This window comes from Luteitalea sp. TBR-22, from assembly GCF_016865485.1.
Lineage (GTDB): Bacteria > Acidobacteriota > Vicinamibacteria > Vicinamibacterales > Vicinamibacteraceae > Luteitalea.
This window is the reverse complement of sequence record NZ_AP024452.1, coordinates 1,649,457-1,673,431: the sequence shown is the minus strand read 5'-3', so window position 1 is coordinate 1,673,431 and position 23,975 is coordinate 1,649,457. Positions and strand designations below refer to the sequence as shown.

The following is a 23,975-nucleotide window of genomic DNA, read 5'->3' as shown; positions in this document are numbered from 1 at the left end:
GTGCCGCGTCGATCACTTGGAGTTGTCGCGCTCAAGGTACGGAGGAGCGACCGGCCTGTCAACGTGAAACGCGGCGCAGCGCGCCGTCGTTACTGATCGATCGTGCGGCCCCGCGTTTGTCACAACGTGGGGCGTGCGGGATCACCGCCGGTATTCGGCCTTCGGCCTCCGAGCCTCCGGCGTCGACCTCCACCTGCCGCCTGCCAGCCGCCTTGCGACATTCCGGCATTCCCGGCATTCCCGGCATTCCCGGCATTCGGCATTATTCTTCAGGCCGGCATCCGGAACGTCTTGCGCACGTAGGCGATGTTGGCCTTCGTGTCGGCCACGAAGTCCCCCGTCGGCGATCCGGTTTCCAGCACGTACCAGCCCCGGTAACCGATGTCGACGTACTCCTGCGCGAGGCGCGGCCAGTCGATCTCCTCGGGCTCGTGCATCAACCTGTCGCCGTTCTTCACGTGCACCTGGTCGATCCGCTTCCCGAGCTTCGCCGGCTCCCCGTACGGGTTGTGCCCGCGCCGCTTCAGGTTGCGCGTGTCGTGGTACACGCCCACGAAGTCAGACCCGATCCCGTCGAGGAGCCGCAGGTTGTCCTCGGCCGAAATCCAGTCCTCCAGCGCGATGACGACCCCGGCCTTCTCCGCGTAGCGCGCCACCTCACGCATCATCGCGATGAAGGTGTCCACCTGCGCCTGGCTGGTCATGTCGATGTGGCTGTCGCCGAGGATCGGCAGGAGGATGTTGGTGGTCCCGATGTTGCGCGCCACCTCGACGGCCTCCACGAGCAGCACCGCCGAGGCCGGATTGGTGTGGAACGGCAGCCGCGACTTGCCCGGATTGCCGATGGCCAGCGAGCAGATCTGCACCCCGTGCTGGAGCGCCGCGCGCCGGAAGGCCAGCTGCGTCTCCGGTTGCCGCAGGTGCGGCGAGCCGTCGGTGGGGAACGTCAGGCTCACCTGGATGCCATCGAGGCCCAGTTCGCGCGCCAGCGCGATCTTGGTGATGTCCCCGCGCTTGCCGAGGTTCCAGTCGGTCATGCCGACACGCACCGTGAGCGGCAGGCCGGCGGGCGACGGATTGGGCTCGGGCCGCGGGGCCGGACGCGGCGGCGCGCCGGCGGCGGGCGCCGGGGCCTGGGCGGAGACGAGTGATGGCACGGCCGCCGCGCCGAGCGCGGCTGCACGGGAGAGGAAGTCGCGACGTTGCATGGGTGCGACTGTATCGCACGGCCCGGGGGCTGGGGGCAGGAGGACAGGGGGGCTCGGGGCTGGCGACCGGGTGTCGGGCGGGTGTCGGGGGGCCGGGTACCTGCCGATACCGTGGGCCCGGCACCAACGCGGGCGGCGTGTGCGCTGAGGACCCGGCGGCCCTCCGCCTGACCGACGCGGCCGACTGCCGACCGCCGACTGCCGACTGCCGACTGCCGACTGCCGCTACTTCAGCTTGAGCAGCACCTTGTACGTGTCCACGTACAGGCCACCGTCGAACGGCGTCACGCGGTGGAACGACCACGGCTCCTCGGTCCGATAGGTGAAGTCCCACAGGAACTCACGCGTCGCCACGTCGATCGCGTGCAGGATGCCGTTGGCCTCGCCACGCGCCGCGTCGCGCGCCGGCAGGAACCCCTGGAAATAGAGCACGCCATCTGCAGCGGCCATGGCCGCGAAGCCGTCGCGGAAGGCGCCGTCGAGCTGCCAGGCGACGCGGCCGCTGCGCGGGTCGAAGGCCGAGATCTGCCCGCGACTCATGCCGAACACGTAGGCACCAGCTGACACGAGACCGAACAACGGCTCGCGGCGACCGTGGTCGCGCGGCTCGGCCCGGTACTTGTGCCGCCCGGTCTGTCGATCGATGCCATAGAGGTAGGCGTCGCCGGTGGCCACGATGGTGTCGCCCACCGGGACGATGGCGGTGAGGCACGTGCCGGCGTTGGGGTACTCCGGTTGCGGGTTGTAGCGCCAACGCTCCTGGCCTGTCTGCAGGTCGATCGCGTGCAGGAAGTAGTCCTTCTTCGCGTCGGCGGGCGTCTGCACGCCGCTGGCGACGTAGATCGTGCCATCGGCAATCACCGGCGCCGCGCCGCAGGCCCAGAACCGGGTCGTGATCTTCAGCGTCCACCGCTCGGCGCCGGTTGCGACGTCGAACGCGTGGAGCGATCCGTCGGTGCCGTTCTGCGCGATCACCAGGCCGTCTGCGAGCGCGATCGGGTTGGTCCGCACGAACCGGAACGGCACGCGCCACATCGGCTTGCCCGTCGTCACCGCGTACGCGGCGATCGCCTCGGCCTGCCACCACGGCATCACCACCACCCGGCCGTCGCTGACCGGCGCCTCCGAGCCATGCTCGGTGCCGACCCTCCACTTCACCTTGCCCGTCGCGTCGTCGACGGCGTACAGCCCGCCGCGGCCGTTGACGTTGGCGCCGATCACGAGGTCGCCGACCTTCACGACGGCTCCCCAGTCACGGAAGCCGGCCGTCGCCGCCCACGCGACCGTCGGGGCGGTGCGCAGCGGCGCCTGCGCCGCTGCGGGCGCCACGGCCCCGATCAGGACGAGGGACAACAGGCGGGCGACGTGGATACGCGGCATGCACGAGAGAACCATGGAGCACATTGTGCAGGTGGGATACCCGGCACGGGCCGGCCGCCCCTCCGGGCGGCGGACGGCCTCACACGGTAGCGAGGGGCGCGGGGACCGCGCTGCACACCGCAAGGGCGCGCGACGCCACGTCCGCTGCATCGGCGATGCAGGCGTTGATGGCCACGCCGCGATAGGCGTTGCCGGCCAGCAGCAGACCGGGCAGGGCGGCCAGCCGCGCCTCCGCCGCATCGAGCCGCGCGAGGTGGCCGACGGTGTACTGCGGGATGCCGAGCGCGTGCCGGAACACCTTGACGAACGTCGGCGCGACCTCGATGCGCATGATCCGGCGCAGGTCGCCGCGCACCACGTCGAGCAGTGCCTGGTCGTCGAGGTCGATCGCGCCGGGATCGGTCGCGCCGCCGAGCATCGCGCGCATCAGCACGTGCCCCTGCGGGGCGCGGCCCGGGTACACCGACGAGTCCCACAACACGCCCAGCGTCCTGATGCCCTCGCTGCGCGGCACCAGGTAGCCGAAGCCGTCGAGCGGCGCCGGCAGTTGGTCCTCGCGGAACCCCACGCACGCCACCACCATCGTCGCGCTGGGGATCGCGGCGAGCGTGTCGGCCAGCCCCGCGTCGAGGCCCCGCACCATGCGGGCGGTCGTCGCCGACCCGCTGGCCAGGACGACCGCATCGGCATGCAGCGGCGCGTCGCCTTCGATGGCGATGGTGTAGCCCTGCGGGTTCCTGGACACCGCCTGCACGTCCACGCCCGTCCGCACGACGTCGCCGAGGCGCGTGGCGAGTCCGCGCACCAGGTCTTCCGAGCCGCCGACGAACGACGTCAGCCGGCCGAGCGGCGATCCGATCGCCTCGCCGTTGCGGCGGGGATGCTGCCGTCGCCGTGCCAGAAGCGCCCGGAACAGCCCGCCGTGGTCGGTCTCGAGCTGCCACATCTTCGGGAAGCAGGCGCGCAGCGACAGGGCGCGCGCGTCGCCCCCGAACACGCCCGACACCATGGAGTCGATCAGCACGTCGGCGGCCTCGCGCCCGATGCGACGCGACGCGAAGGCGTGGATCGACTCGTCGCCGTCGGGACGACGGCTCGCGAAGGGTTCCATCGCGATGCGGAGCTTGCCGGGCCACGACAGCAGGCTGCTGGCGAGGAAGTCGATCGGACCGCCGGGCAGCGGGTGCAGGCGGCCGTTGCGCCAGATGAAGCGACGACGCGCCCGGTCGTCGCTCGGCTGCAGCCGTGGCCGCAGGCCGAGATCGTCGACGAGAGCGAGCGTGGCTGGCGCGTTGTCCAGGAAGCCGTTCGGCCCCCACTCGCAGGTGAAGCCGTCGATCACGTCGGTCCTGATGTTGCCGCCGGGTCGCTGGCCGCGCTCGAGCACGACCACCTCGACGCCCCGCGCGCCGGCCCCCTGTTGCCGCAGCGCGTGTGCCACCGCCAGCCCGGCGATGCCGCCGCCGACGATCGCGACGCGGGCCGGGCGCCCGGGGACGAGCGTGGTGCTCACGCCGTGACCAGCTGACGCGACACCAGGTCGGCCAGCGCCTCGATGAACAGCGGGTGCGTGTTGAGCGCCTCGCTGCGCCGATAGTCGACGATCCCGGCCGCCAGCGCGTCGTCGCGGAACAGCTGGTCGACCTCGTAGAGCGTCTCGATGTGGTCCGACACGAACGAGACCGGCACCATGAGCACGTCCTTCACGCCCTTGCCGGCCAGTTCGCGCAGCACGTCCTCGGTGCCCGGCCCGATCCACGTCACGGGCCCGGTCCGCGACTGGAAGCCGATGACGTGTGGATTGGGCACCTGCAGGCGGTCCAGGATGCCCTGCACGGTGCGATGGGTGTGCTCCACGTAGGGATCGCCCTCATCGATGAACTTCTGCGGCAGGCCGTGCGCGCTGAACAGGATCGTGGCGCCGTCGCGACGCGCCTCCGGGAACCCGGCCAGCGCGCGGCGCACCGTGTCGGCCATCGCGTCGAGGTAGCGCGGATGATCGGGATAGGCCTCCACGTGGCTGACCTCGAAGCGATCACGCCACTTCGGCTGCGCCAGCACGCGCTCGAACTCCTTGCGAGAGGACCCGGTGGTCGCCCGCGAGTAGTGCGGATAGAGGGTCAGCGTGACGATGCGCGACACGCCCGCCGCCGCGAGCCGCTCGAGCGCCTCCTCGGTGCCCGGCTGCCAGTACCGCATGGCCACCTCGACGACATGGCGGCGATCGCCGTCGCGATCGAGGCGGGCCTCGAGGGCCTGCGCCTGCGCACGCGTCAGCCGGAGCTGCGGCGAGCCGCCGCCGATCGAGGCGTAGTTGCGTCGCACGCCGTTGCCGCGCGCCTTGGCGATGATGCGCGCGACCAGGGGCTGCAGCAGAGCGCCCATCGGCAGCTCGATGATGTCGCGGTCGGAGAACAGGTTGACGAGGAACGGCTCGACGTCGGCCAGCGTGCCGGGGCCGCCCATGTTGAACAGCAGCACGCCCACCGGAGGAGCGTCGAACGCGTGCGGGACGACGGGCGCGTGGAGCGCGGGGGAGACGCCCGTGGCTTCGAGGAGTGCGGACATGCCTAGACGGTCCTGGAGAAGACCGGCGTGGCGGCGCGCTTCTCGCGCAGGTGCCGGTCGAAGATCATGCAGATGTTGCGGACGAACAGGCGGCCCCGCGGCGTGACGCGCAGACGCCCTCCCTCGTCGACGAGGAAGCCGTGGGCCATCGGGCCCTCGGCCAGCTCGCCGCGTTCCCTGGCGAAGTACCCGTCGAAGTCGACGCCGAAGCGACGCTCCACCTCTCGGGTGTCGAGGTGCAGGTTGCACATCAGCTGCGTGACCACGTGGCGACGGAGATGGTCGTCCTCGTCGAGGGCGTAGCCGCGCTCGACCGGGAAGCGCCCCTCGGTGATGGCCGCGTAGTAGGCACTGAGCTTCTTGGTGTTCTGGGCGAACGCCCCGGCCACGTCGCCGATGGCCGACACGCCCAGGCCGATCATGTCGGCCGCCGGGCGGGTCGTGTAGCCCATGAAGTTGCGGTGCAGCCGGCCGGCCGCCGCGGCATGCGCGAGTTCGTCGCCGGGCAGCGCGAAGTGGTCCATGCCGATCGGCACGTACCCGGCCGCGAGGAAGCGGGCGCGCGCGTCGACGAACAACTGCAGCTTGCGGTCGGCCGAGGGCAGCTCCTCCACCTTGAGCAGCTTCTGGTGGGCGCGAATCCACGGCACGTGCGCGAACGAGTACGCCGCCACGCGGTCGGGACGCAGGCCGATGACGGTGTCCACCGTGCGCGCGAACGAATCGAGTTCCTGCCTCGGCAGGCCGTAGATCAGATCGACGTTGATCGAGCCGAACCCGAGGTCACGGGCGCGCTCGACCAACGCGCGAGTCGCCTCGACGCCCTGGATGCGGTTGACCGCTTCCTGCACGCCCGGGTCGAAGTCCTGGACGCCGAGCGACAGGCGGTTGAAGCCGAGGGCCCGCAGGGTCTCGAGCTGCTCGAAGGAGGTGACGCGCGGGTCGACCTCGAGGGCGAGCTCCCCCGACAGGTCCAGGTCGAAGTGCTCGCGGACGGCCTCGTGCAGGACGCGCATCTGCGAGGGCAACAGGTAGCTCGGCGTGCCGCCGCCCCAGTGGTACTGCACGACGCGACGACGGCCGCGCAGAGCGGCCGCGACCATCCCGATCTCGCGCACCAGGTACCCGAGGTACTGCTCGGCGACGTGGCGCTTCTTGGTGACGATCACCGAGCAGCCGCAGAACGCACAGCGCGACTCGCAGAACGGCAGGTGCACGTACAGCGAGAGCGGCGCGTCGGGCTGCGCCGCGGCGCGCGCCAGGTGCGTGGCGTAGGCGTCGGCGCCGAAGCCTTCGTGGAACTCGACCGCCGTCGGGTACGACGTGTACCGGGGCCCCGGTCGGTCGTACCGACGAAGGAGGTCGAGCGTGACGGCCTGTCCATCGAGGTCGCCGGGCACGGGGAGCGTGCCCGGCGTGGACAGGGAGGAGACACCGTGCTGGATCAGGCCTGGCACGACCTCCCTTCGTGCAAGGCACGGGCCACAGGCCGAATGCCGGGAATCCGGCAGATCCAGCCGCTGTCGTGGCCCCGGCGCGGGGGATTCTCCGCGCGCGCCGCGAGGTTCCCCGCGCCTGTGCGTGATGCAGTTCGGCGCCGCTCCGCCGATAACCCGGGGGTGGAGACCTCGCCCAGCGCCGCCGCGCCGATGACCGATGGCGAGCGCCTCGAAACCCTGGGCCTGCTCGCCGCGGGCCTGGCGCACGAGGTCGCCTCGCCGCTGCAGGCCCTCGTTCACAACCTTCGCTACCTCGAGGACGGCCTGGCCGTGGTGAGCGAACTGTGCGCGCAGGCCGAGCGCCTGTCGCCCGAGGCCGCACCGGCCGACCTCGCCGCCCTCCAGCAGGCCCTGTCGGCCCTGAAGGATCGGTACCCACCCGACGAACTGCAGGCCGCCCTGGCCGACTCGGCTGACGCAGCCCAGCGCGCATCCGCCGTCGTGCGGGCCATCGCGGAATTCAGCCAGGCGGGCACCGCCGAGCAAGCCGTCGACCTGGGCACGCTGGTCCCCTCGGTGACGACGCTCACCCGAAACGCGTGGAAGTACATCGCCGAGGTCGACACGGTGCTGCCCCCGGACCTTCCCCGGGTGAAAGGCAACCCGCGAGCAATCGGCGTGGCGTTCGCTCGCGCGATGCTCGAGGCCGCTCGTCGCCTCGCAGAGCGTCGTGGCGGCATGACCGTCGAGGCAAGCCGCATCCTCGTCGACGCGGTGGTTCGCGGTCCGGTCGTGGAACTCGGGGTCACGGCCGAGGGCCAGCGCGAGTCGCTGGCGCTGTCGGTGGCGGAGGCCTGAGCGATGGTGGCGCGAGCCGGACGGCGCGGCCGGCCCCGGCAGTCCGGCACGTCCGGCATCCATGTGCTGCTGCAGGCAGCGTCGCCGGCCCGGCGCGACGCGCTCGGCCGCGAACTGGCGCGCGTGCCAGGGTGGCAGGTGTCGGTGGTCGACAGCGTGGACGAGGCGCTCTACGCCCTGGAGACGCTCGAGATCGACGCGGCCGTGTGCGAGGTGGTGCCCGGGGAGCCGCCCACGGTGCTCGCGCACGCCCAGGCCCACCATCCCGAGGTGCTCCGCGTGGCGCTGGCCCTGGCCGACGCGCCACGGGCCGTCGACGCGCTCCGCCATGCGCACACCTGCCTGCCCCGCGACACCCGAGCCGGGGCCGTCGCCCTGGCGCTCCAGCAGTCGCTGCGGGTGCGGGGCCTGCTGTGCGACGAGACGCTGAAGACGCTGGTCCTCGGCCTCGAGGTCCTGCCCAGCGTGCCGCAGGTGCTGCAGCAGTTGCTCGCGGAACTCCGCGGCCCCGATCCGTCGGTCGCGCGAGTCGGGGCGCTCGTCGAGCAGGATGCCGGGGCGACCGCGGAACTGCTGCATGTCGTCAACAGTCCGCTCCTCGGGCTGCGGCAACCGGTGAGCGACGCAGCGCTGGCGGTCACGCTGCTCGGGCTCGACACTGTGGGCGCCGTGCTCGTGCAACAGCAGTGGCTCTCGCAGGCCGACGCGCAGACGCTCGAGCGCCTCGGCCTGGCCCGCCTGTTCTCGCACGGCCTGCGGACGGCGCGGCGCGCCGCCGCGCTGGGCCACCACTTCCGCCTCGGGCACGACGCGATCGGCGCCGCACGCGCCGCGGGCCTGCTGCACGACGTCGGCAAGCTGGTGCTGGCGATCAACTTCCCCGACAAGTACCGCCAGGCCCAGGACCTGGTCGAGTCCGGCGAGGTGCCGCTGCGCGTCGCCGAGACGATCCTCATCGGCGCGCCGCACGACTGGGTCGGCGGGCACCTGCTCGCCCTCTGGGGCCTGCCCGACGCCATCGTCGAGGCCGTGGCCTTCCATCACGATCCGCGATACGGCGGCGCGTCGGCGTCGGTGGCGCTCGGGCTCGTCCACCTCGCCAACCGGCTCGAGCACGCCCGCGACGCGGCGACGCCGAACGAGCTCGATGGCGACTACCTGGCGGCCATCGGGTGCCCCATCGACGGCGCCACGTGGCCGCGCCTGCTGGAGCTCGAGTCGTGACCGCCCCGTGGCTGGTCCGCCCGCGCGTGCTGCTGGTCGACGACGACCGGCTGGTCCGCACGGCCTACCATCGACAGTTGAAGGCGCAGCTCGACGTGTCGGTGGCCGCCACGGCCAGCGAGGCACTCGCGCTGGTGGAAGCCGGCCCGCCATTCACCGCGGTCTTCACCGACTACCACATGCCGGGCATGAACGGCCTCGACCTGCTGGTCCGCATCAAGGCCCTCGCCCCCCGCACGGTCCGCATCCTCTTCACCGGCAAGGCCGACCTGCTGGAACTGGTCGCGGCGGTCAACGAGGCCGAGATCTTCCGGGTGCTGCTCAAGCCCTGCGCGACGCCGGCGCTGTGGGCGTGCATCGAGGCCGCCATCGCCAGGTACAACGCCACGTCGACGACCGCCACGCCCGCGGACGCCTCGCTGGCGACCGCCCTGCAGGCGCTCGTGACGAGGACCAATCCGCCGCTCGAGCACTGGCTGCGCCGGCTGCAACGGGCGGTGCGTCACATGTGCGACACGCTGTCGATCCCCGGCGCCGATCGCTACGAGCTGGCGGCGGCCCTGGCCGGCCTGGGCGCGATCGGCTTCGACAAGGCGACCATCGATCGCTTCGTCGCCGGTCACCCGGCCGATGCGGCCGAGCGCCAGCAGTTCGAGGACGTGACACACACGACCGCGATGCTGCTGGCGACGCTGCCGGGACTGCAGGACGTGGGGGCGATGATCACCGGGGCGACCGACGCCGGGCCGGTGGCCACGCCCCTCGACGCGATGCGCCCGGAACAGCTCGGGGCGCAACTGCTGCGCGCCGCGATGCTGCTCGACACGGCGGTGGCGCGTGGCGAGGACCGCGACCAGGCGATCGACGCCCTGCGGGCCCGCCAGCTCGCGCCGGCGCGACTGCTCGACGCGCTGCTGACCTACCGGCTGACCGGCGCGGGGTCGCACGTCGTGAGCGTGAACGTCGCCGACCTCGAGGCAGGGATGGTGCTCGAGGAGCCGGTGCGCGCCCACGGCGGCCTCACCCTGGCGCCCGCCGGCCAGGTGATCTCGCCGGCCCTGCTCGAGATCCTGTGCGGGTACGTGCGCACCATCGGCATCGCCGAGCCGCTGCTCGTGCGGGTGCCGGGCACGCATGACGTTTGACGTTTGACGTTTGACGTTTGACGTTTGACGTTAGACGTTAGGAGCTTGCTGAAGAACTGGCCATGAGGGCTATCTTCCACGTGCTGACCGCGGCCGACACGGCCGATCCGCGCCCGCACGCGGCCTCGTCGCGACCGGCGCGGCGGGTCGCCGCGCGGTCGGCGGCCGCGTCACGCGGTCGCCGGCACGCCGGCCATCAGCTTCGGCAGCCGCCGCAGGTTGAAGGCGGCGCAGGCAAACACGAACAGGCTGTCGACCTTCTCAAGCCCCCGGAGTTTCACCTTGCGCAAGCCGGCCAGCGGTTTCAGCCAGCCGAAGACGCGCTCGATGCGCGGCCGACACGCCTGACTCCTGGTGTAGCCGTCATGGCGGGTGGTGCGGCCATCGATGGCGCTGCCGCCGCGTCGCTTCACGTTCTGGCTGATATGCGGCGTGTACCCGAGCTGCCGCGTGAGGCCCACGAAATCGTGCGTGTCGTACTGCTTGTCGGCGCCGACGGTCCGCGCGCGACCGGCGCGCGCGTGCCGGTGCAGCAGGAGCAACGCGGCATCGCGCTCGGCGTGGCCATCGGCGGTGGTGGCCATGCCGTCCACGATCAGGCCGTGCCGGTTCTCCATGAGCACATGCCCGAGGTACGCCAAGCGCGCCTCGCCCTGAAACGTCTTGCGGTACAGCCGCGCATCAGGGTCTGTCTTGGACGCGTGCGTGTCGTTGGTGCGCGTCTGGCCGCGGAAATCGCGCCCGTCGCCGCCGCCCGGCGGCCCGTCCTTCGGCTGAAAGCTCTTGTGGCTGGCCCACGCCTCCAGCAGCGTGCCATCGACCGAGAAGTGCTCGTCGGACATCCAGGCCGACGCGCGCTCGACGACGCGCCCCAGGAACTGGCGCGCGACCTCCTGATTCAGCACGCGGTCGCGATTCTTGGTGAACACCGTCGGCACCCAGATCGGCTCGTCCATCTCGAGGCCGACGAACCAGCGAAACAGGATGTTGTAGTCGAGCTGCTCCATGAGCAGCCGCTCGCTGCGGATGGAGTAGAACAGCTGGAGCAACTGCGCCCGCAGCAGGCGCTCCGGCGGAATCGACGGGCGGCCAACACGGGCATACAGCCCGTCGAAGTCGCGCGACATGTCACGGAGGATCTCGTCCACCAGCGCGCGGATCGGCCGCAGCGGATGGTCTTTGGGCACGCGGTCCTCGGCCGACACATAGCTGAACATCGACGTGGGCTGACGGTCGTCTCCGCGCATGTCCGCCATCGTAGTACCCGGGATCGACGGTGTCGATCCCTCGGGCTTAGTTTTTCAGCAAGCTCTTAGACGTTAGACGTTACTCAGACGTCACACAGCCGGCCGACGGCCGCGAGGAGTGCGTCGGGGTCGAACGGCTTGCTGAGCACCACGTCGGGCGCCTGGCCGCGTGGGGTCGCGCGATCGAGCAGGCCGCTCATCAGGATGAACTTGACGTCCGGTCGGATCGCGCGAATCGCGGCCAGCATCGCCAGCCCGTCCATCGCCGGCATCATCATGTCGCTGATCACCACGCGGACCTCGGCGGCCCGCAGCGCGAACAGCTCTGCCCCCTCGCGCCCGTGGCCTGCCACGGCCACCTTGTATCCGTGCGACACCAGGCAGCGGCGCACACTGCTGCGCACCGTCGCCTCGTCGTCGACCACCAGCAGCAGCTCGCCGCGTCCGCGGCGCGGCGCCGCCGACTCGGACGCGGCCGTGGCCTGCGGCGCGACGGCCGGCGGGAAGTGGACGGCGAACGCGGTGCCGACGCCGGGCGTGCTCGCCACGGTGACGAAGCCGCCATGGCTGCGCACGATGCCCCGCACCGTCGCCAGGCCGAGCCCGGAGCCCTTGCCGATCGGCTTGGTGGTGTAGAAGGGTTCGAAGATGCGCTCGATCTGGGCGGCGCTCATGCCGGCGCCGGTGTCGCGCACGCAGACGCGGACGAAGGGGCCCGGGGCCGGGGAGGAGGCGCCGTCCTGCGGCGGATCGACCACCGTGACGTTGGCGGCGTCGAGGGTGAGCGTTCCGCCCTCCGGCATCGCGTCGCGCGCGTTGACGCAGAGGTTCATCAGCACCTGATGGACCTGCGTGAGGTCGCCCTGGATGGCCCAGACGTCGTCTGGCACCTCCACGTGCACGGCGATGTTGCGCGCGAAGGTCTCGCGCGCGATCTTGGCCATGTCGCGGCAGACGTCGGCCACGCTCACGGGCTTGCGTTCGCCAGGGACGCCGCGCGCGAACATCAGCAGACGGCGGATGATGTCGGCGCCGCGCCGCGCGCACTGCTCGGTCGTGTCGAGCAGTTCCCTCGCCGCGGCGTCGGTGACCGCAGCGCGCACCTGGGGCGTGTTGATGAGGATGGGCGTGAGCACGTTGTTGAGGTCGTGCGCCAGCCCACCGGCCAGTTGGCCGAGGGCCTCGAGCTTCTGCGAGTGCCGCAGCTGCGCCTCGAGGTGCGCGCGCTCGGCCTCGGCGGCCCGCGCCGCCGTCACGTCGCGGACGACGGCGATGAACCTCGGCCCCTCGCCCTCGGTGACCCGCTTGCGGGCAATCGACATGTCGAACCACCGCGCACCGCCGGCCAGTTGCAGTTCGTAGCAGGTGCCCGACGAGTAGCCAGTGCGGTGCGCTTCGTCGAGGGCCGCCTCGATCTTGCCGACCACGGCGGGCGGCATCGTCTCCTGCATGGTGCGCCCGAGGAACGCCTCGGGGGGCACCGCCAGCAGGTCGACCCGCGGCGAGTGGTAGTTGTAGAAGCGGCCGTCGAGCCCGATCTCGAAGATCAGGTCGGGCATGGCGTCGATGGTCGCCTCGAGCTGGGCACGCGTGGCGTCGGCCTCGCGTTGCATCCGTCGCCCGGCGGCCTCGCGCGCGAAATGGTCGAGCGCGAAGTTCACGTCGTTGACCATCATGGTCAGCAGGCGTTGCGTGTCCTCGTCGAACGCGCCGGTCTGGCGCATGTAGAGCGTGAGCGCGCCGACCGCCTCGCCGTTGCGGCGCAGCGGCAGCGCGGCGGCCGAGCCCCATGGCGGGCCGTCAGGGCAGCGATCGCGCCAGGGGAGCGTGCCGGGGTCCTCCATGAACTGCTGGCACCAGTACGGCCGGTTCTCGCGGATGGCGGTGCCGGTCGGCCCGTGGCCGTACGGCGTGTCGGCCGACGCCGACACATGGATGCCCTCGAGGTAGCCCCACTCGTCGCCGTAGGCCGCCTGCGGCTCCACGGCGCCCGACACCTCGTTGATCATCGCCACGAACGCCATCGTGAACCCGCCCGACACGACAGCCGCCTGGCAGAGCCGCAACAGCAGTTCCTCCTCTGATCTCGCGTGGACGATGGCGTGGTTCAGTTCGCTGAGCGTGGCGTACGAGGCGGCCAGGTGCCGCAGGCGCGCCTGCTCGGCACGCGCCTCGGTGACGTCGGCGATGATCACCGTCATGTGACGGCCGCGCCCGTCCTTGTCGACGGTCAGCGTGCGGCCGATCGCCCGGAACGTCCCCCACGACCCGTCGACGCGCCGCAGGCGGAAGTCCTGCGCGGGCTCCATGAGCCGGCCCGCCGCCACCGTGGCCCGCAGCACCTCGAAGTACCGGCGGTCCTCTTCGTGGACCAGCGCGCACCACTGCGTCCAGTGGCCGATGGTCTGCCCGGGTGGCAGGCTCAGCCTGCCGAGGAACTCGGGCGACAGCGACACTTCGTCGGTGACCAGGTCGTGGTCGAGAATTCCCTGCGCCGCAGCGCCGAGCGCTTCGTGGAGGCGGGAATGAGCGAGGGAGCTGGCGTCGAGGGTGGGCATGCGCGGCGCCGGCGCGCGGAGGACGACGGCCTGTGATCGGAATCGGCGCGCGGTGGATCGGCTTGAAGGGCCCGCGCGCCGGGATGCCGCTGCTGCACGCGCCGACATCCTGTAGCCGATCAGGACGACGCCGCATCCGTCGGCGGCTCCTTTCCCGTACCTTTTGTCGCCCCGCGCCGCTTGGCTCCGGCCTTGCAGTGGCAGTGCTCGAACCTCCGAGGTTCATTCCCCAAGGAGCACGAGACAATGCCGATGTCAGGATCCCTTCACGACGCCTTCCTCGACGAGCTGCGCGACGCGTTCGACGCCGAGAAGCAGATCACGCGGGCCCTTCCCCGCGTCGCCAAGGCTGCCAGTTCCCCGCAACTGCGCGCCGCCTTCGAGCAGCACATCCAGGAGACCAAGGCGCAGGTCGAACGCCTGACGCGGGTGTTCGAGAGCCTCGGCGAGAAGCCCCGCGGCAAGCACTGCGACGGCATGGCCGGCATCCTCGAGGAAGCCAAGAGCGCGCTCGAGGAAGAGACCGAGGACGCCACCATGGACGCGCTGCTGATTGCCTCGGCACAACGCGTCGAGCACTACGAGATGGCCGCGTACGGCACGCTCGTGGCGTGGGCCGAGGCGATGGGCCACGACGAGGCGGCTCGCCTGCTGCGCGAGACGCTCGACGAGGAGAAGGCCACCGACGAGAAGCTGACGGCGATCGCCGAAGGGGGCATCAACCGCGACGCCGCCTCGAGCTCGACCGACGACGAGTCGGAAGCCGAGGAGGCCCAGGCCGAGCCGCAGGGACGCTCCGCGACGGGCGGCCGGCGCGCGACCGGGACCGGGGCGTCGGGGCGCACGGTCGCGGCGGCGACGACCCGCGGCGGCGGACGCAGCACGTCGCGCAGCACCACGAGCCGGACCAGCGCTCGCGGCGCGAAGGCGACCGGCGCACGCAAGCGCTAGGATCGGCGGGCCAGCGCCCGCCGTGCCCGCATGGGGCGCGGGAGCAGGACCTCCCGCGCCGTGCCATCTGCCGCGCACCCGCCCCTCCCGCGGTGTGGCTGCCGTCGGTGCAGAAACGCTGGGCAGGGTGCGACGCGGCTGCCCTACAATCCGCGTGCATGACCAACCCGTTCAGCGACGTTCGCATGGCCGCCGGGTACGCCGCCGCGCGACCGCCCGTCCACCCCCGGGTCCTCGCCCTGTTGCACGACTGGCTCGCCGGTCGGCGACACGACGTGGCCGTGGACGTGGGGTGCGGCGCCGGGCTCTCGACGCAGCCGCTGCGGACCCTCGCGACCACGTGCGTGGGGTTCGACCCGGCCGAGGCGATGGTCCGCACCGCGCGTCGCCTGCACCCCGATCTGTCATTCGTCGCCGCGGCCGCCGAGGCCATGCCCTTCCAGACCGGCTCGGTCGACCTGCTGGCCGCCGCGGGGTCGCTCAACTACGCACGTGATCTCGAGGCCGTCTGGCCGGAGGCGCGGCGCGTGCTCGCTCCCGGCGGCTGCCTGGCCGTGTACGACTTCGCCACCGCCCGCAGCTTCGCCGACGGCGACGGCCTCGAATCGTGGTTCGAGACGTTCACGACGCGGCATCCCTACCCGGCCGGGCAGGCCACGCCGCTCTCGCCGTCCATCCTGGCCGAGCGGGCGCGCGGCTTCCGCGTCGAGCGCGGCGAGGACTTCGCCATCCCGATCACGCTCACCCCCGACTTCTTCGTCGATTACATGCTCACCGAGACCAACGTGCGGGACGCGGTGGGACGAGGCGCCGTCGTCGACGACATCCGCGCGTGGTGCGGGGCGACGATCCCCGGCGCCTTCGGGCAGCGCGCGCGGCCGGTGCTGTTTCGCGGCTACCTCGCCGTGCTGAGGGTCAGCAAGGCCTGAGGCGGCCGAACGCTCAGGGCCGGGCGCCCGACGGTGCACCGAACGCGCGCTCCAGGGCATCGGTGGCCGCCTGCACGAACGCCTGGCGTCGCCCCGCATCGGTCCCGCCGCACGCGGCACGTGCCGCGAGGCTGGTCGGCCACTCGGCGTCGACGTGGGTCGCCCCCGGGATGCGGATCACCTCGACCCGATCTCCCAGCGCCGCGACGAGGCTGCGGGCGTTGCCCCTCCCGTTGCACGCCGAGGGCTCGGCCTGCAGTACCACGGCACGAGCGCGCAGGCGCGCCGCGGCCCGCACCCCCAGCCCATCGCGATCCACGGGGTCGAGTCCGACCCACACGAGGACGCTCGGATCGTCGGCGGCGGCCAGCAGCGCCGCCAGCCCTCCGGCCGAGAACCCCACGAGCGCCACGCGGGCCCGGTCCATCGGCACCGCATCCGGCGGCCACGCCAGCAGCGAGGCGACGAGGGCCTGCAGGGCGCGGCCGTTGCGCGCGTGATCGGACCACGCCGGCAGGTCGGGGACGGCGACGACGTAGCCCTGCGTGGCGAGGTGTCGCCCCCAGCCGGCCATCTGCGCACGACTGCGCCAGAACCCGTGCGCGACGACGACGAGCGGACGCGGCCCGGCGGGCAAGGTCGCGGGCCGGTAGAGGTCGAAACGCACGCGTCCGGCCGGCGTCATCATGTCGCGCAGTTGTCGCGAGACCGCCAGCGAGGGTGCCGGGGCCGACTGGTCAGGCGCGCCCGCCAGGCCCGCAGTGGCCGGCGCGACGACGGGGACGCCGCCGGCAACCACGCAGAGCGCCAGGCATGCCGTGCGCCACCAGGCGCTCAGGGAAGGCCGGTCGGTGTCGGCATGCAAGGCGACGGCCTCAGGTGTCGGGTGTCGGGCATCGCGGCGGCCAGATCAGGGCCGTGCCACCTCGCTCCAGGCCTGCGCGACGACCGGCTTGACGACGGCCGAGATGCGCTCGTAGGCCGGCGGCAGGTAGTGCAACCGGTCGGCGAGATAGAGGTCCATCAGCGGCTCGCCCCGCTCGTCCTGCAGCGCCGGATTGAGGTCGATGTAGCCACGACCCGGTGCCGTGTCGGCATGGGCGCGCACCAGCGCGTTGGCGCGGTCGACCACGTCCCAGCGATCGCGCTTCTGGGGCGCCTTGATGATCGAGGCGAAGTACACGCGCGTGCCCGGCAGGGCCGTCCGCACCCGCTCCGAGAACTGCTCGACGCGCGCGGCGATGGCTTGGGCGGTCTCGCCGGCGTTCACGTCGTTGCTGCCGCAGTAGTACACGATGACGCGCGGCCGATAGGGCAGGACGATGCGCTCGAAGTAGTGCAGCTGCTCGGGGGTGCGCGACCCGCCGAAGGCACGGTTGATGACCGGCAGCGGCGCCATCTGCGTGGGCAGATCCTTCCACAGGCGGAAGATGCTGCTGCCGACGAACAGGATGGCCCCCTGCGGCGGAGGCGTCGCGCGATCGGCGGCCTCGAATGCGAGGATGTCCTTCTCGAAGCGACTGAGGTCGAGGGGCTGGGGCGTGGCAGGCGCCAGCGCGGCCTGCGCCTCGGCGCGTGGCGACGCGCATGCCAGCACCGTGAGCAGCAGCGCCAGCGAGGCTGCCAGTCGAGGGGATGTGGCCATGGTGCCGCATCATGGCACGCGCCGCGCCAGATGTGCCGCGCCACGCGTGCCAGCTCTCCCCTGGCACGCGTGACATGCGGCACGCCTGGCGCGAGCCAGGCGGCTGGACGCGCGAACGTCCACTCCCCCGCCATCCATCCCTAACGATGGTCAGCCTTCGATCGCACAACCGGTGACGGCTCCCTGTGGTGCACGACGCCCCCGATGAGGTAGAGTGACGAGGCTCCCCGTTCATGCGACACCGACACGTCCTCGTCCTCGCCGCCCTGTTTGCGTCGTGCCCCGTCGTGGCCAGCGCCCAGGATGCGCCGGTGGTCGCGACCGTCGCCGACGTCGGCGGCAACGCGGCAACGCCGGCGACGTCGATCTCGCCGGCCACCACCGACGGGGACGCGGCGCCGGCTGATGCGACCACGGCGGCTTCGGCGGCCGGCGACACGACGGCCGTTGCGCCAGGCAGGCCCCTCCGGATGCCGTCGATGGCCTCGCTCGTCACGAGCCTGCGCGGCGACCTGCGGCAGACCGCCTCGGTGGACAACGCGGTCATCATGCTGACCGCAAGCGCTTCGGCAGCGCTGATCCACCCGTACGACTACCGCATCACCGAGTACTTCTCGTCGTCGCCCACGCTGGCCACCGTCCTCGGACCGGGCAAGGTGCTGGGCGGCTTCGCCGTGCAGTTCGGCGGGGCGTGGGTCACGTACGGCATCGGTCGGGCGCTGAAGCACGAGCGCGCGGCCGTGGTCGGCGCCGATCTGGTGCGCGCGCAGCTGGTGAACACGGTCTTCACGCAGGGTCTGAAGCTCTCGGTGAACCGCACGCGGCCCGACGGCACCGACTGGTCGTTCCCGTCAGGACACGCGTCGGGCACGTTCGCCAACGCCGCCGTGCTCCACCGGCACTTCGGCTGGAAGGTCGGCGCGCCGGCGTACGCGGTGGCCACCTACGTCGCGGCATCGCGACTGCAGGCCAATCGCCACTTCGCCAGCGACGTGATCTTCGGCGCGGGCGTGGGGCTCATCTCCGGCCGTGCGGTCACCGTCGGCCGTGGCGCGCAGCGCTTCGCCGTGGGCCCGATGGCCGTGCCGGGCGGCGGCGCCGGCATCTCGTTCACACGCATCGATTGACGTGCGGCCGGCGCCCTCGCCGTCAGCCCCCCTTGATGTGCCTGACGATCGCCTGGACCACGGCCGGGTCCTCGGGCAGGCTGCCGTGCGTCGTCGCCGTCGCGACGCGCTGCCCGGCCGGCGTCACGCCACCGGGCGAGGCCTGGCGTATCGTCCGGCTCCCCCACTCCCGCTCGAGGATCGCTGGCGCCAGGTGCGCCTCGAGCCCCAGTAACGGCGTGCCCGGTTCCTCCTCGAGCACCCGTGACACCAGCCACAGCAACGAACGGCCGTAGGGTGCGCACGTCGCGTCACTGCGCTCGGCCGCGTCGGTGAGGTGAGCGACGAGCAGGCGGACGTCGCGGGCCGCGAGGGCCGGCCCGGCCACGCTGGTGAACGTCTCGACGCCGACGGCCGGGGCGATCAGCGACATGGTGCGCAGGTCGAGCCGTCGCCTGGCGATCTCCGGGACGGCATGCGTCGCCACGAGCGCGCCAGCCGAGTGCGCCACCAGGTGCAACCGCAGCGGTGGCAGCGACCGCCGCCGGGCCCGCGCCCGCAGGCGCTCGGCCAGCGTCAGGAACGCCGCGTCCCCGGCCGTCGCAATGGCGACGGCGTGGTCATGGACCTCGCGCCAGAGCGCGCGCCCGGGCTGCCGGAGCCGCCCCTCGATCCGCTCGTCGTGCCAGGCCAGCAACGCCGACGGCGTGACCGCGCGCCACGGCATCGGCCTGGCCGGCGCGTCGTCGGACGCCACCTTGGCTTCGAGCAGCTTGCGCACGCCGCCGGCGGCATCGGTTTCCCAGAGCAGGAACACGGGCAGGATGGCCGCCGAGTACATCGTCGGGATCCAGTGCAGGGCGCGGCCGATCGCACCGTCCTCGCCGGTCAGCCCGTCGTGCGCGATGATCGCGACATCGACGCCGTCGGCACAGCCCCAGCGGTCGCAGGCGCGGGGCAGGTGCTCCTCGACGAGCAGGTCGACGTCGTCGGCGTTGGTGCGGAAGCGGCCCCGCGTACAGAACCGGCCCTCGGCATCCACGGTCACGACGAAGGGGGCGATCTCGTGGGTCGCCAGTTGCGGGTTGCTCGAGAGCTCCACGCGTCCGGAGGCGACATCGACGCGGAGGGTGGGCGCCTCGGCGACGGCCCGATGCTCGTCGGTGACGACACCGAGTTGGGCCACCCAGCAGTCCATCGCGTTCTGCCGCCAGTCGGCGTACGACAGGATGGCAAAGCCACCGGCGCCCCAGCGGTCACCCCAGGAGTTGTGCACGACGAACCCGTGCTCGGTGTAGCCCACGATGGCGAAGGCATGCCCGGCGTCGGGCAGGCCCTCGCGTGGCTCGATCACCGGGATTGACTCGACGGTGGCGGGCACCGGCGTCGCGGTGGCGTGATGCAGGGCGTCCCAGCCGGCGTGGGTGAGGGCGCTGGCGTACAACACACCGGTCTCGGCCAGGGCGCTGTGCATGTCGGGGACCATGTCGGCCTGGACGCGGAAGTACGCGCCCAGCGGCCGCTTCACGGCATCGAGCCACCAGTCGTCGTCGTCGAGGCTGGCGCCCGGCATCGACGCGCCACGCCAGAGCGAGGCGGCGCTCGCGCCGTGGTAGTACCAGCCGCGCAGCGCGCCACGCAGCGACGACCCCTGATCCTGCGCGTCGTTGTCGGCCCACTCGTCGTAGCGGCGGGCCATGTCGTAGAGCATGTGCCCCGAGATCGTCTCGACCTGGCGCCCGGCGCGGTCGAGCAGGTACTCGATCACGGTGGCCAGCGCGAATCCCGTGCAGGCGCTGGATCGCCCCTGCTGCGAGACGGGACGCAGGCGTGCGGGCCAGCACGAGGCCGGGGGCGCCTGGCCGACGCGCGGTCGGTACGGCCAGTCACGCAGGTCGAGCGCATCGGCGCGCACCAGACGCAGCAGCGGCGCGCGCGTCGCAACCGACGAGGACGGCGCGATCGGCCTGCCCGGCGGGCGTGACGCGCCGCCGCGCGCCAGCAGTCCCTGCATGGTCCGGTGCCCCCGCGGCGAGGCCGACGCAGCAGCCACCCACGCGTCGTAGGCACGTGACAACTTCACGTCGTACTGGTTCTCGGCGTAGCCGGGCCCGTTGTACCGGCGGGCGAAGGTCGCCCAGTCCTTCGCGCGCAGCGGATCGAGGTACCAGGCGCGCCCGATGAATCGCGTGAAGCACTCCAGTTGCGTGTCGGCGCTGGTCCACTGCGCCGTGACGAACGCTTCCACGTCGACGCACCCGGCGTCGGCGAAATTCGCGCCCATGATCTGGAACGCGCCCCAGCTGGCCGACTGCAGGGCCGCGGCGCGGTCGAGCGCGATCGCCTGATCGAGCCGCGCCCACTCACCCAGTCCGGTCCTGGCGTAGTACTTCCGCGTCCATTTCGGAAAGCTGAGCGTCGGGTGCGACGCGGAGAACCGTCCGCCGGTCAGCCTGTGGAAGTAGTGGCCTTCGAAGAGCACCTTCGGCCGCGGCGGTTGCGTGTCGAGGAAGCCCGAGCCGCCCGACTCCACCTGCGCCACCGCCTGCAGGACGGCCTTCTCCACCTGCAGCACCTCGGCGAGCGCGGTCCACGTCTGGTCGGGAATGGTCAGCATCGCAAGCCTCGTCAGGAACGGTCAGGATGCGGCGGCGCCGTGCTCGTGGGCACTGGCAGGCCGCTCGAGCACGTCGGCCAGGACACGGGCGCGAGTCAGGCGCTGGCGGCGATCGGGGTGAAGCGCGGCCGCGAGCGCCTCGGCCAGCCAGGGCGGGGTGGCCGGCGCCCAGTGGCGCACGTCGATCGTCGGGTGCGCCCGCACGCGGTCCGCCACCGCGTCGAGCGTGTCGGCCCGGAAGGGATGCACGCCGGTGATCAGCTCGACGATGACGAGTGCGAGCGCCCACACGTCGTCGGCGTCGCCTGCGGGGTGACCGTCGAGTGCCTCGGGAGAGAGATAGAGGGGCGTGCCGGCGAGCGCGCCGCTGCGGGTGCCGTCGGCAGGTCGAACCGTGCCCGACCCGCCCGGCCCCGGCGCCGCCATCGCGTGCCAGCGCGTGAGACCGAAGTCGAGCAACTTGGGCACGCCGTCGCGGGTGAGGCCGATGTTGCTCGGCTTGATGTCGCCGTGCAGCCAGCCGCGGGCGTGCAGCGTGGCCAGCGCCTCGGCGAGGACCCGCGCGAGCACCACGACGTCGCCGGGACGCATCGGGCCGGTCGCGATGCGCGAGGCCAGCGTGCCGCCCGCGAGGTACTCCACCACGAGCACCGGCGTCCCCCGCCATCGCTCGAGCCCGTACAGCGACGCGATCGACGGGTGCTCGAGCGCCGCCATCGCGCGCGCCTCCGCCTGCAGGGCCTGGGCCGCCGGCGGTGCCAGCGCCGGCAGCGTCTTCAGGGCCACGAGTCGATCGAGGCGCGTGTCGTACGCCCGGTAGACGACGCCCATGCCGCCGCGGCCGATGCGGCGTTCCAACGCGAAGGCCTCGTTGAGGACGGCCGGCAGCGCCGCCAGGACCGTCGCCCCGCCACACGCGCAACGTGCCGCCTCCGGCGACAGCCGCCCGCAGGCCTGGCATTCGTAGGGCAGTTCGTCGGCGGCGGCGCACACCCGTGGCGCATCGCCCCCGGCCGTCGTCGCCAGCGTCGCGAGCGCCACGCCGGCCGTGCCCGCCGCTGCGGAGACGAACGCGAGCGCGCGACGCGAGCTGGCCCGACCGTCGGCCCGCGTCCCGACCAGGATGGCGCCGACGGTGTGCCCGTCGGGTGCCGCCAGGCGCGCCACGACGGCCACGCCGGCCTCGACCACCCAGCGCCGGTCCGCCTCCGGCAGCCACGCGAACATGCGCGAGGCGGCGTCGACACGGACCGCATGGTCGGTGCCTTCGAGCAGGGCCACCAGCGCCGACGCGGCCGGCAGTGTCACCGTGTCGCCGGCGAGCGGCAGCCATGCCGGCCTGTCCGGCACCAGGACGAAGGCCCGCGATGCGCCCGTCACGTCGACGACGTGTCGGGCCAGCTCTGACGCGATCTCGCGCGGCGTGCGCGCCCGGTGCACGGTGGCCGTGAGTGCCGCGAGCCGGGACGTGTGGGTGCCGCGCCATGCCGCCAGCGCATCGAGCAGCGTCGCCCTCAGGGCAGCCGTCCAGCTGCCGGCCACGCGCGAGGCCTCCCCCGGCAGGACCCGTTGCTGCAGACCTCCCCAGCGCCAGAGCACGACCAGCGAAATCAGCGCCCACACGCCGGCACACGCCAGCGTCGCCCAGGGGAACCGGGCCGCCGATGCAGCCGGCGCCAGGGCAACCGACGAGCCGACCGCAAGGAGCGCCAGCGCCCGGCTGGCGCGCTCGCGCCACGTGAAGCGCGGGCGCGTCGTGCGCGCGAGCGCCACGCCGATGAGCAGGACGGGCAACGCCGCTTCGACGTGCAGCACGCGGAGAGGTGCCACCAGGAGCGCCCACGTGGGCGAGGAAGCGGCGAGCGCCTCCATCGGCCCGCGCGCCGCCCAGGCGGCCAGCAGGAGGCACAGGTCCGATGCGCCGGGCGCCTGCCGGGGCCGAAGCCGCCACGCCAGGCTGGCCAGCAGCGCGAGCGCGAACGGCAGCACCGCGTGCCACGCCGCCGAGCCACCGGCCCAGGCCAGGACGATCACGGCGCTGATCCCGGCGAACCACTGCAGGGTCGCGATTGCCGCAATCGCAACGCACAGGCGATGCAGCCCGGAGGACAGCGTCGCGCCGTCGCCCGGCGGGTCGAGCCCGACCAGCAGCGTCAGGTCACGCAGCCGGCGGGTCATGCGCCGTTCGAGCGGCGTCCGTCCGCGCTGCTCCGCGTCGTCCCACGCAACCGGCCGGCCATCGACGACCGCCGCCACCGCCGCCCGTACCGTGGGGACGGTGTCGCCTGCCCGTCGCGTCCGCCCTGCCGGTGGCAGGGCGGCAGTCTGGTCAGGCACGCGCCATCTCCAGCGCGAGCCGCTCGAGGGCGCGCCGGAGGGCAACCCGCGCGGTGTCCACGCGCGGGCGGTTGGTCATCAGGGCGAGTTGTTCGAGCGAATACCCCAGCTCGACGCGCGCCACGACCAGTCGCCGATCACCCGGGCGCAGGCGAGCGAGCGCCTGGCGATAGCGGGCCTCGGTCTCCTGCGCCACGGCCTCCTCGAGTGGCGAGGGCCGCGTGTCGGCGTGCGCCTCGTCGAGGGTCGCCGCAAGGCCACGACGGGCGATACGCCGGAACTCGTCATGGATGCGGTTGTCGACGGCGCGGCGCAGGTAGGCCTGCAGCGCCTGGTGGCCCTGCGGCTCGAAGTCGCCGAGCCGACGCAGCGTCTGCACGAGCGCCTCCTGCACGAGATCGGCGGTGTCGGCCACGGTGCGCGCCCAGCGGGGCAGGCGACCACGGGCCCAGCGCCGCAGCGGCCCGACATGCTGCGCGAAGAGCAGGTGCAGCGCCGAACCGTCGCCATCCTGTGCACGGCGCATCAGGTGACGGAACGCTTGCTGCGTGCTCGGCGGCGGCGGCGCGGGCGAGGCGTGGGAGCGGTGGATCGTACTCACGGCGCGCCTCCCGGAGACGTGGGCACGCGCGACGAGCGACGAGGAAGGCGTGTCGCCTGCATGGGGCTCCCTGCCACGCTCCGCCTCGTGCGGACCTGATTCCTCACGGCCGCCCCGGGATGGGACTCGGGAACGGCTGGACGTGGCTCGTGTCCTATCCAA

General features: G+C 72.5%; 18 protein-coding genes. 6 read left to right on the top strand and 12 right to left on the bottom strand.

The window, feature by feature from the left end:
- Positions 1 to 269: 269 nt before the first annotated feature.
- The 5 genes from TBR22_RS06815 to hemN all read right to left on the bottom strand — a co-directional run bounded on the left by TBR22_RS06815 (position 270) and on the right by hemN (position 6,613).
- Positions 270 to 1,208 (bottom strand): sugar phosphate isomerase/epimerase, encoded by a 939-nt coding sequence (locus tag TBR22_RS06815; protein ID WP_239492211.1) that lies wholly within the window; start codon positions 1,206 to 1,208, stop codon positions 270 to 272.
- Between the two features lie 225 nt (positions 1,209 to 1,433).
- A complete protein-coding gene (locus tag TBR22_RS06810) occupies positions 1,434 to 2,603 on the bottom strand; it encodes a PQQ-binding-like beta-propeller repeat protein (RefSeq protein ID WP_239492210.1) in 1,170 nt (389 codons plus the stop codon).
- Positions 2,604 to 2,667: 64 nt separating this feature from the next.
- Positions 2,668 to 4,101, bottom strand: a complete 1,434-nt coding sequence (gene hemG, locus TBR22_RS06805; protein WP_239492209.1) for a protoporphyrinogen oxidase — start codon at positions 4,099 to 4,101, stop codon at positions 2,668 to 2,670.
- The gene (gene hemH, locus TBR22_RS06800; RefSeq protein WP_370651495.1) at positions 4,098 to 5,054 is read right to left on the bottom strand and encodes a ferrochelatase; all 957 of its coding nucleotides are present in this window, start codon (positions 5,052 to 5,054) and stop codon (positions 4,098 to 4,100) included. Before hemH ends, hemG begins: the two co-directional genes overlap by 4 nt.
- 104 nt (positions 5,055 to 5,158) lie before the next feature.
- Positions 5,159 to 6,613 (bottom strand): oxygen-independent coproporphyrinogen III oxidase, encoded by a 1,455-nt coding sequence (hemN, locus tag TBR22_RS06795; protein WP_239492207.1) that lies wholly within the window; start codon positions 6,611 to 6,613, stop codon positions 5,159 to 5,161.
- Positions 6,614 to 6,775: 162 nt separating this feature from the next.
- Here hemN and TBR22_RS06790 point away from each other — a divergent pair, with 162 nt between their 5' ends.
- Genes TBR22_RS06790 through TBR22_RS06780 form a run of 3 tightly spaced genes read left to right on the top strand, consistent with a single transcriptional unit; the run spans position 6,776 to position 9,822 of the window.
- On the top strand, positions 6,776 to 7,453 hold the full coding sequence (locus TBR22_RS06790) for a hypothetical protein (RefSeq protein ID WP_239492206.1): 678 nt from the start codon (positions 6,776 to 6,778) through the stop codon (positions 7,451 to 7,453).
- A 3-nt stretch (positions 7,454 to 7,456) separates the two neighbouring features.
- Entirely contained in the window at positions 7,457 to 8,677 is a 1,221-nt protein-coding gene (locus TBR22_RS06785) for an HDOD domain-containing protein (RefSeq protein ID WP_239492205.1), read from the top strand.
- A complete protein-coding gene (locus TBR22_RS06780; protein ID WP_239492204.1) occupies positions 8,674 to 9,822 on the top strand; it encodes a response regulator in 1,149 nt (382 codons plus the stop codon). The genes TBR22_RS06785 and TBR22_RS06780 overlap by 4 nt, the downstream gene beginning before the upstream one ends.
- Positions 9,823 to 9,992: 170 nt before the next feature.
- Here the strand turns inward: TBR22_RS06780 and TBR22_RS06775 are convergent, their stop codons facing one another.
- Positions 9,993 to 11,069 carry an IS5 family transposase gene (locus TBR22_RS06775; RefSeq protein ID WP_239492203.1) on the bottom strand — a complete coding sequence of 359 codons (1,077 nt, stop codon included), beginning with the start codon at positions 11,067 to 11,069 and terminating at the stop codon, positions 9,993 to 9,995.
- Between the two features lie 83 nt (positions 11,070 to 11,152).
- Positions 11,153 to 13,627 (bottom strand): ATP-binding protein, encoded by a 2,475-nt coding sequence (locus tag TBR22_RS06770; protein ID WP_239492202.1) that lies wholly within the window; start codon positions 13,625 to 13,627, stop codon positions 11,153 to 11,155.
- 252 nt (positions 13,628 to 13,879) lie between these two features.
- Here TBR22_RS06770 and TBR22_RS06765 point away from each other — a divergent pair, with 252 nt between their 5' ends.
- Both TBR22_RS06765 and TBR22_RS06760 read left to right on the top strand, forming a co-directional pair.
- Positions 13,880 to 14,578 (top strand): ferritin-like domain-containing protein, encoded by a 699-nt coding sequence (locus tag TBR22_RS06765; RefSeq protein ID WP_239492201.1) that lies wholly within the window; start codon positions 13,880 to 13,882, stop codon positions 14,576 to 14,578.
- A 158-nt stretch (positions 14,579 to 14,736) separates the two neighbouring features.
- The gene (locus TBR22_RS06760; protein ID WP_239492200.1) at positions 14,737 to 15,507 is read left to right on the top strand and encodes a class I SAM-dependent methyltransferase; all 771 of its coding nucleotides are present in this window, start codon (positions 14,737 to 14,739) and stop codon (positions 15,505 to 15,507) included.
- 13 nt (positions 15,508 to 15,520) lie between these two features.
- Here the strand turns inward: TBR22_RS06760 and TBR22_RS06755 are convergent, their stop codons facing one another.
- Both TBR22_RS06755 and TBR22_RS06750 read right to left on the bottom strand, forming a co-directional pair.
- Entirely contained in the window at positions 15,521 to 16,372 is an 852-nt protein-coding gene (locus TBR22_RS06755; protein ID WP_239492199.1) for a dienelactone hydrolase family protein, read from the bottom strand.
- 45 nt (positions 16,373 to 16,417) lie between these two features.
- Positions 16,418 to 17,152, bottom strand: coding sequence for a GDSL-type esterase/lipase family protein (locus TBR22_RS06750; protein ID WP_239492198.1), 735 nt, complete (start codon positions 17,150 to 17,152; stop codon positions 16,418 to 16,420).
- A 233-nt stretch (positions 17,153 to 17,385) separates the two neighbouring features.
- Between TBR22_RS06750 and TBR22_RS06745 the strand changes: the two genes are divergently transcribed.
- On the top strand, positions 17,386 to 18,279 hold the full coding sequence (locus TBR22_RS06745; RefSeq protein WP_239492197.1) for a phosphatase PAP2 family protein: 894 nt from the start codon (positions 17,386 to 17,388) through the stop codon (positions 18,277 to 18,279).
- 22 nt (positions 18,280 to 18,301) lie between these two features.
- On the opposite strand, the gene TBR22_RS06740 is transcribed toward TBR22_RS06745, so the two are convergent.
- From TBR22_RS06740 to TBR22_RS06730, 3 genes are all read right to left on the bottom strand, one after another.
- On the bottom strand, positions 18,302 to 20,875 hold the full coding sequence (locus tag TBR22_RS06740) for an N-acetylmuramidase domain-containing protein (RefSeq protein ID WP_239492196.1): 2,574 nt from the start codon (positions 20,873 to 20,875) through the stop codon (positions 18,302 to 18,304).
- A gap of 21 nt (positions 20,876 to 20,896) precedes the next feature.
- Positions 20,897 to 22,102: a serine/threonine-protein kinase gene (locus TBR22_RS26905; RefSeq protein WP_370651493.1), complete on the bottom strand. Its 1,206-nt coding sequence runs from the start codon at positions 22,100 to 22,102 to the stop codon at positions 20,897 to 20,899.
- A 1,102-nt stretch (positions 22,103 to 23,204) separates the two neighbouring features.
- On the bottom strand, positions 23,205 to 23,813 hold the full coding sequence (locus TBR22_RS06730) for an RNA polymerase sigma factor (protein ID WP_239492194.1): 609 nt from the start codon (positions 23,811 to 23,813) through the stop codon (positions 23,205 to 23,207).
- Between the last annotated feature and the right edge of the window lie 162 nt (positions 23,814 to 23,975).

Bases quoted from the DNA above. Each gene is read 5' to 3' on its own strand.
- TBR22_RS06815 (WP_239492211.1), bottom strand. From the start codon at position 1,208: ATGCAACGTCGCGACTTCCTCTCCCGTGCAGCCGCGCTCGGCGCGGCG.
- TBR22_RS06810 (WP_239492210.1), bottom strand. From the start codon at position 2,603: ATGGTTCTCTCGTGCATGCCGCGTATCCACGTCGCCCGCCTGTTGTCC.
- hemH (WP_370651495.1), bottom strand. From the start codon at position 5,054: ATGGGCGGCCCCGGCACGCTGGCCGACGTCGAGCCGTTCCTCGTCAAC.
- TBR22_RS06785 (WP_239492205.1), top strand. From the start codon at position 7,457: ATGGTGGCGCGAGCCGGACGGCGCGGCCGGCCCCGGCAGTCCGGCACG.
- TBR22_RS06775 (WP_239492203.1), bottom strand. From the start codon at position 11,069: ATGCGCGGAGACGACCGTCAGCCCACGTCGATGTTCAGCTATGTGTCG.
- TBR22_RS06770 (WP_239492202.1), bottom strand. From the start codon at position 13,627: ATGCCCACCCTCGACGCCAGCTCCCTCGCTCATTCCCGCCTCCACGAA.
- TBR22_RS06765 (WP_239492201.1), top strand. From the start codon at position 13,880: ATGTCAGGATCCCTTCACGACGCCTTCCTCGACGAGCTGCGCGACGCG.
- TBR22_RS06760 (WP_239492200.1), top strand. From the start codon at position 14,737: ATGACCAACCCGTTCAGCGACGTTCGCATGGCCGCCGGGTACGCCGCC.
- TBR22_RS06750 (WP_239492198.1), bottom strand. From the start codon at position 17,152: ATGGCCACATCCCCTCGACTGGCAGCCTCGCTGGCGCTGCTGCTCACG.
- TBR22_RS06745 (WP_239492197.1), top strand. From the start codon at position 17,386: ATGCGACACCGACACGTCCTCGTCCTCGCCGCCCTGTTTGCGTCGTGC.
- TBR22_RS06740 (WP_239492196.1), bottom strand. From the start codon at position 20,875: ATGCTGACCATTCCCGACCAGACGTGGACCGCGCTCGCCGAGGTGCTG.
- TBR22_RS26905 (WP_370651493.1), bottom strand. From the start codon at position 22,102: ATGTTCGCGTGGCTGCCGGAGGCGGACCGGCGCTGGGTGGTCGAGGCC.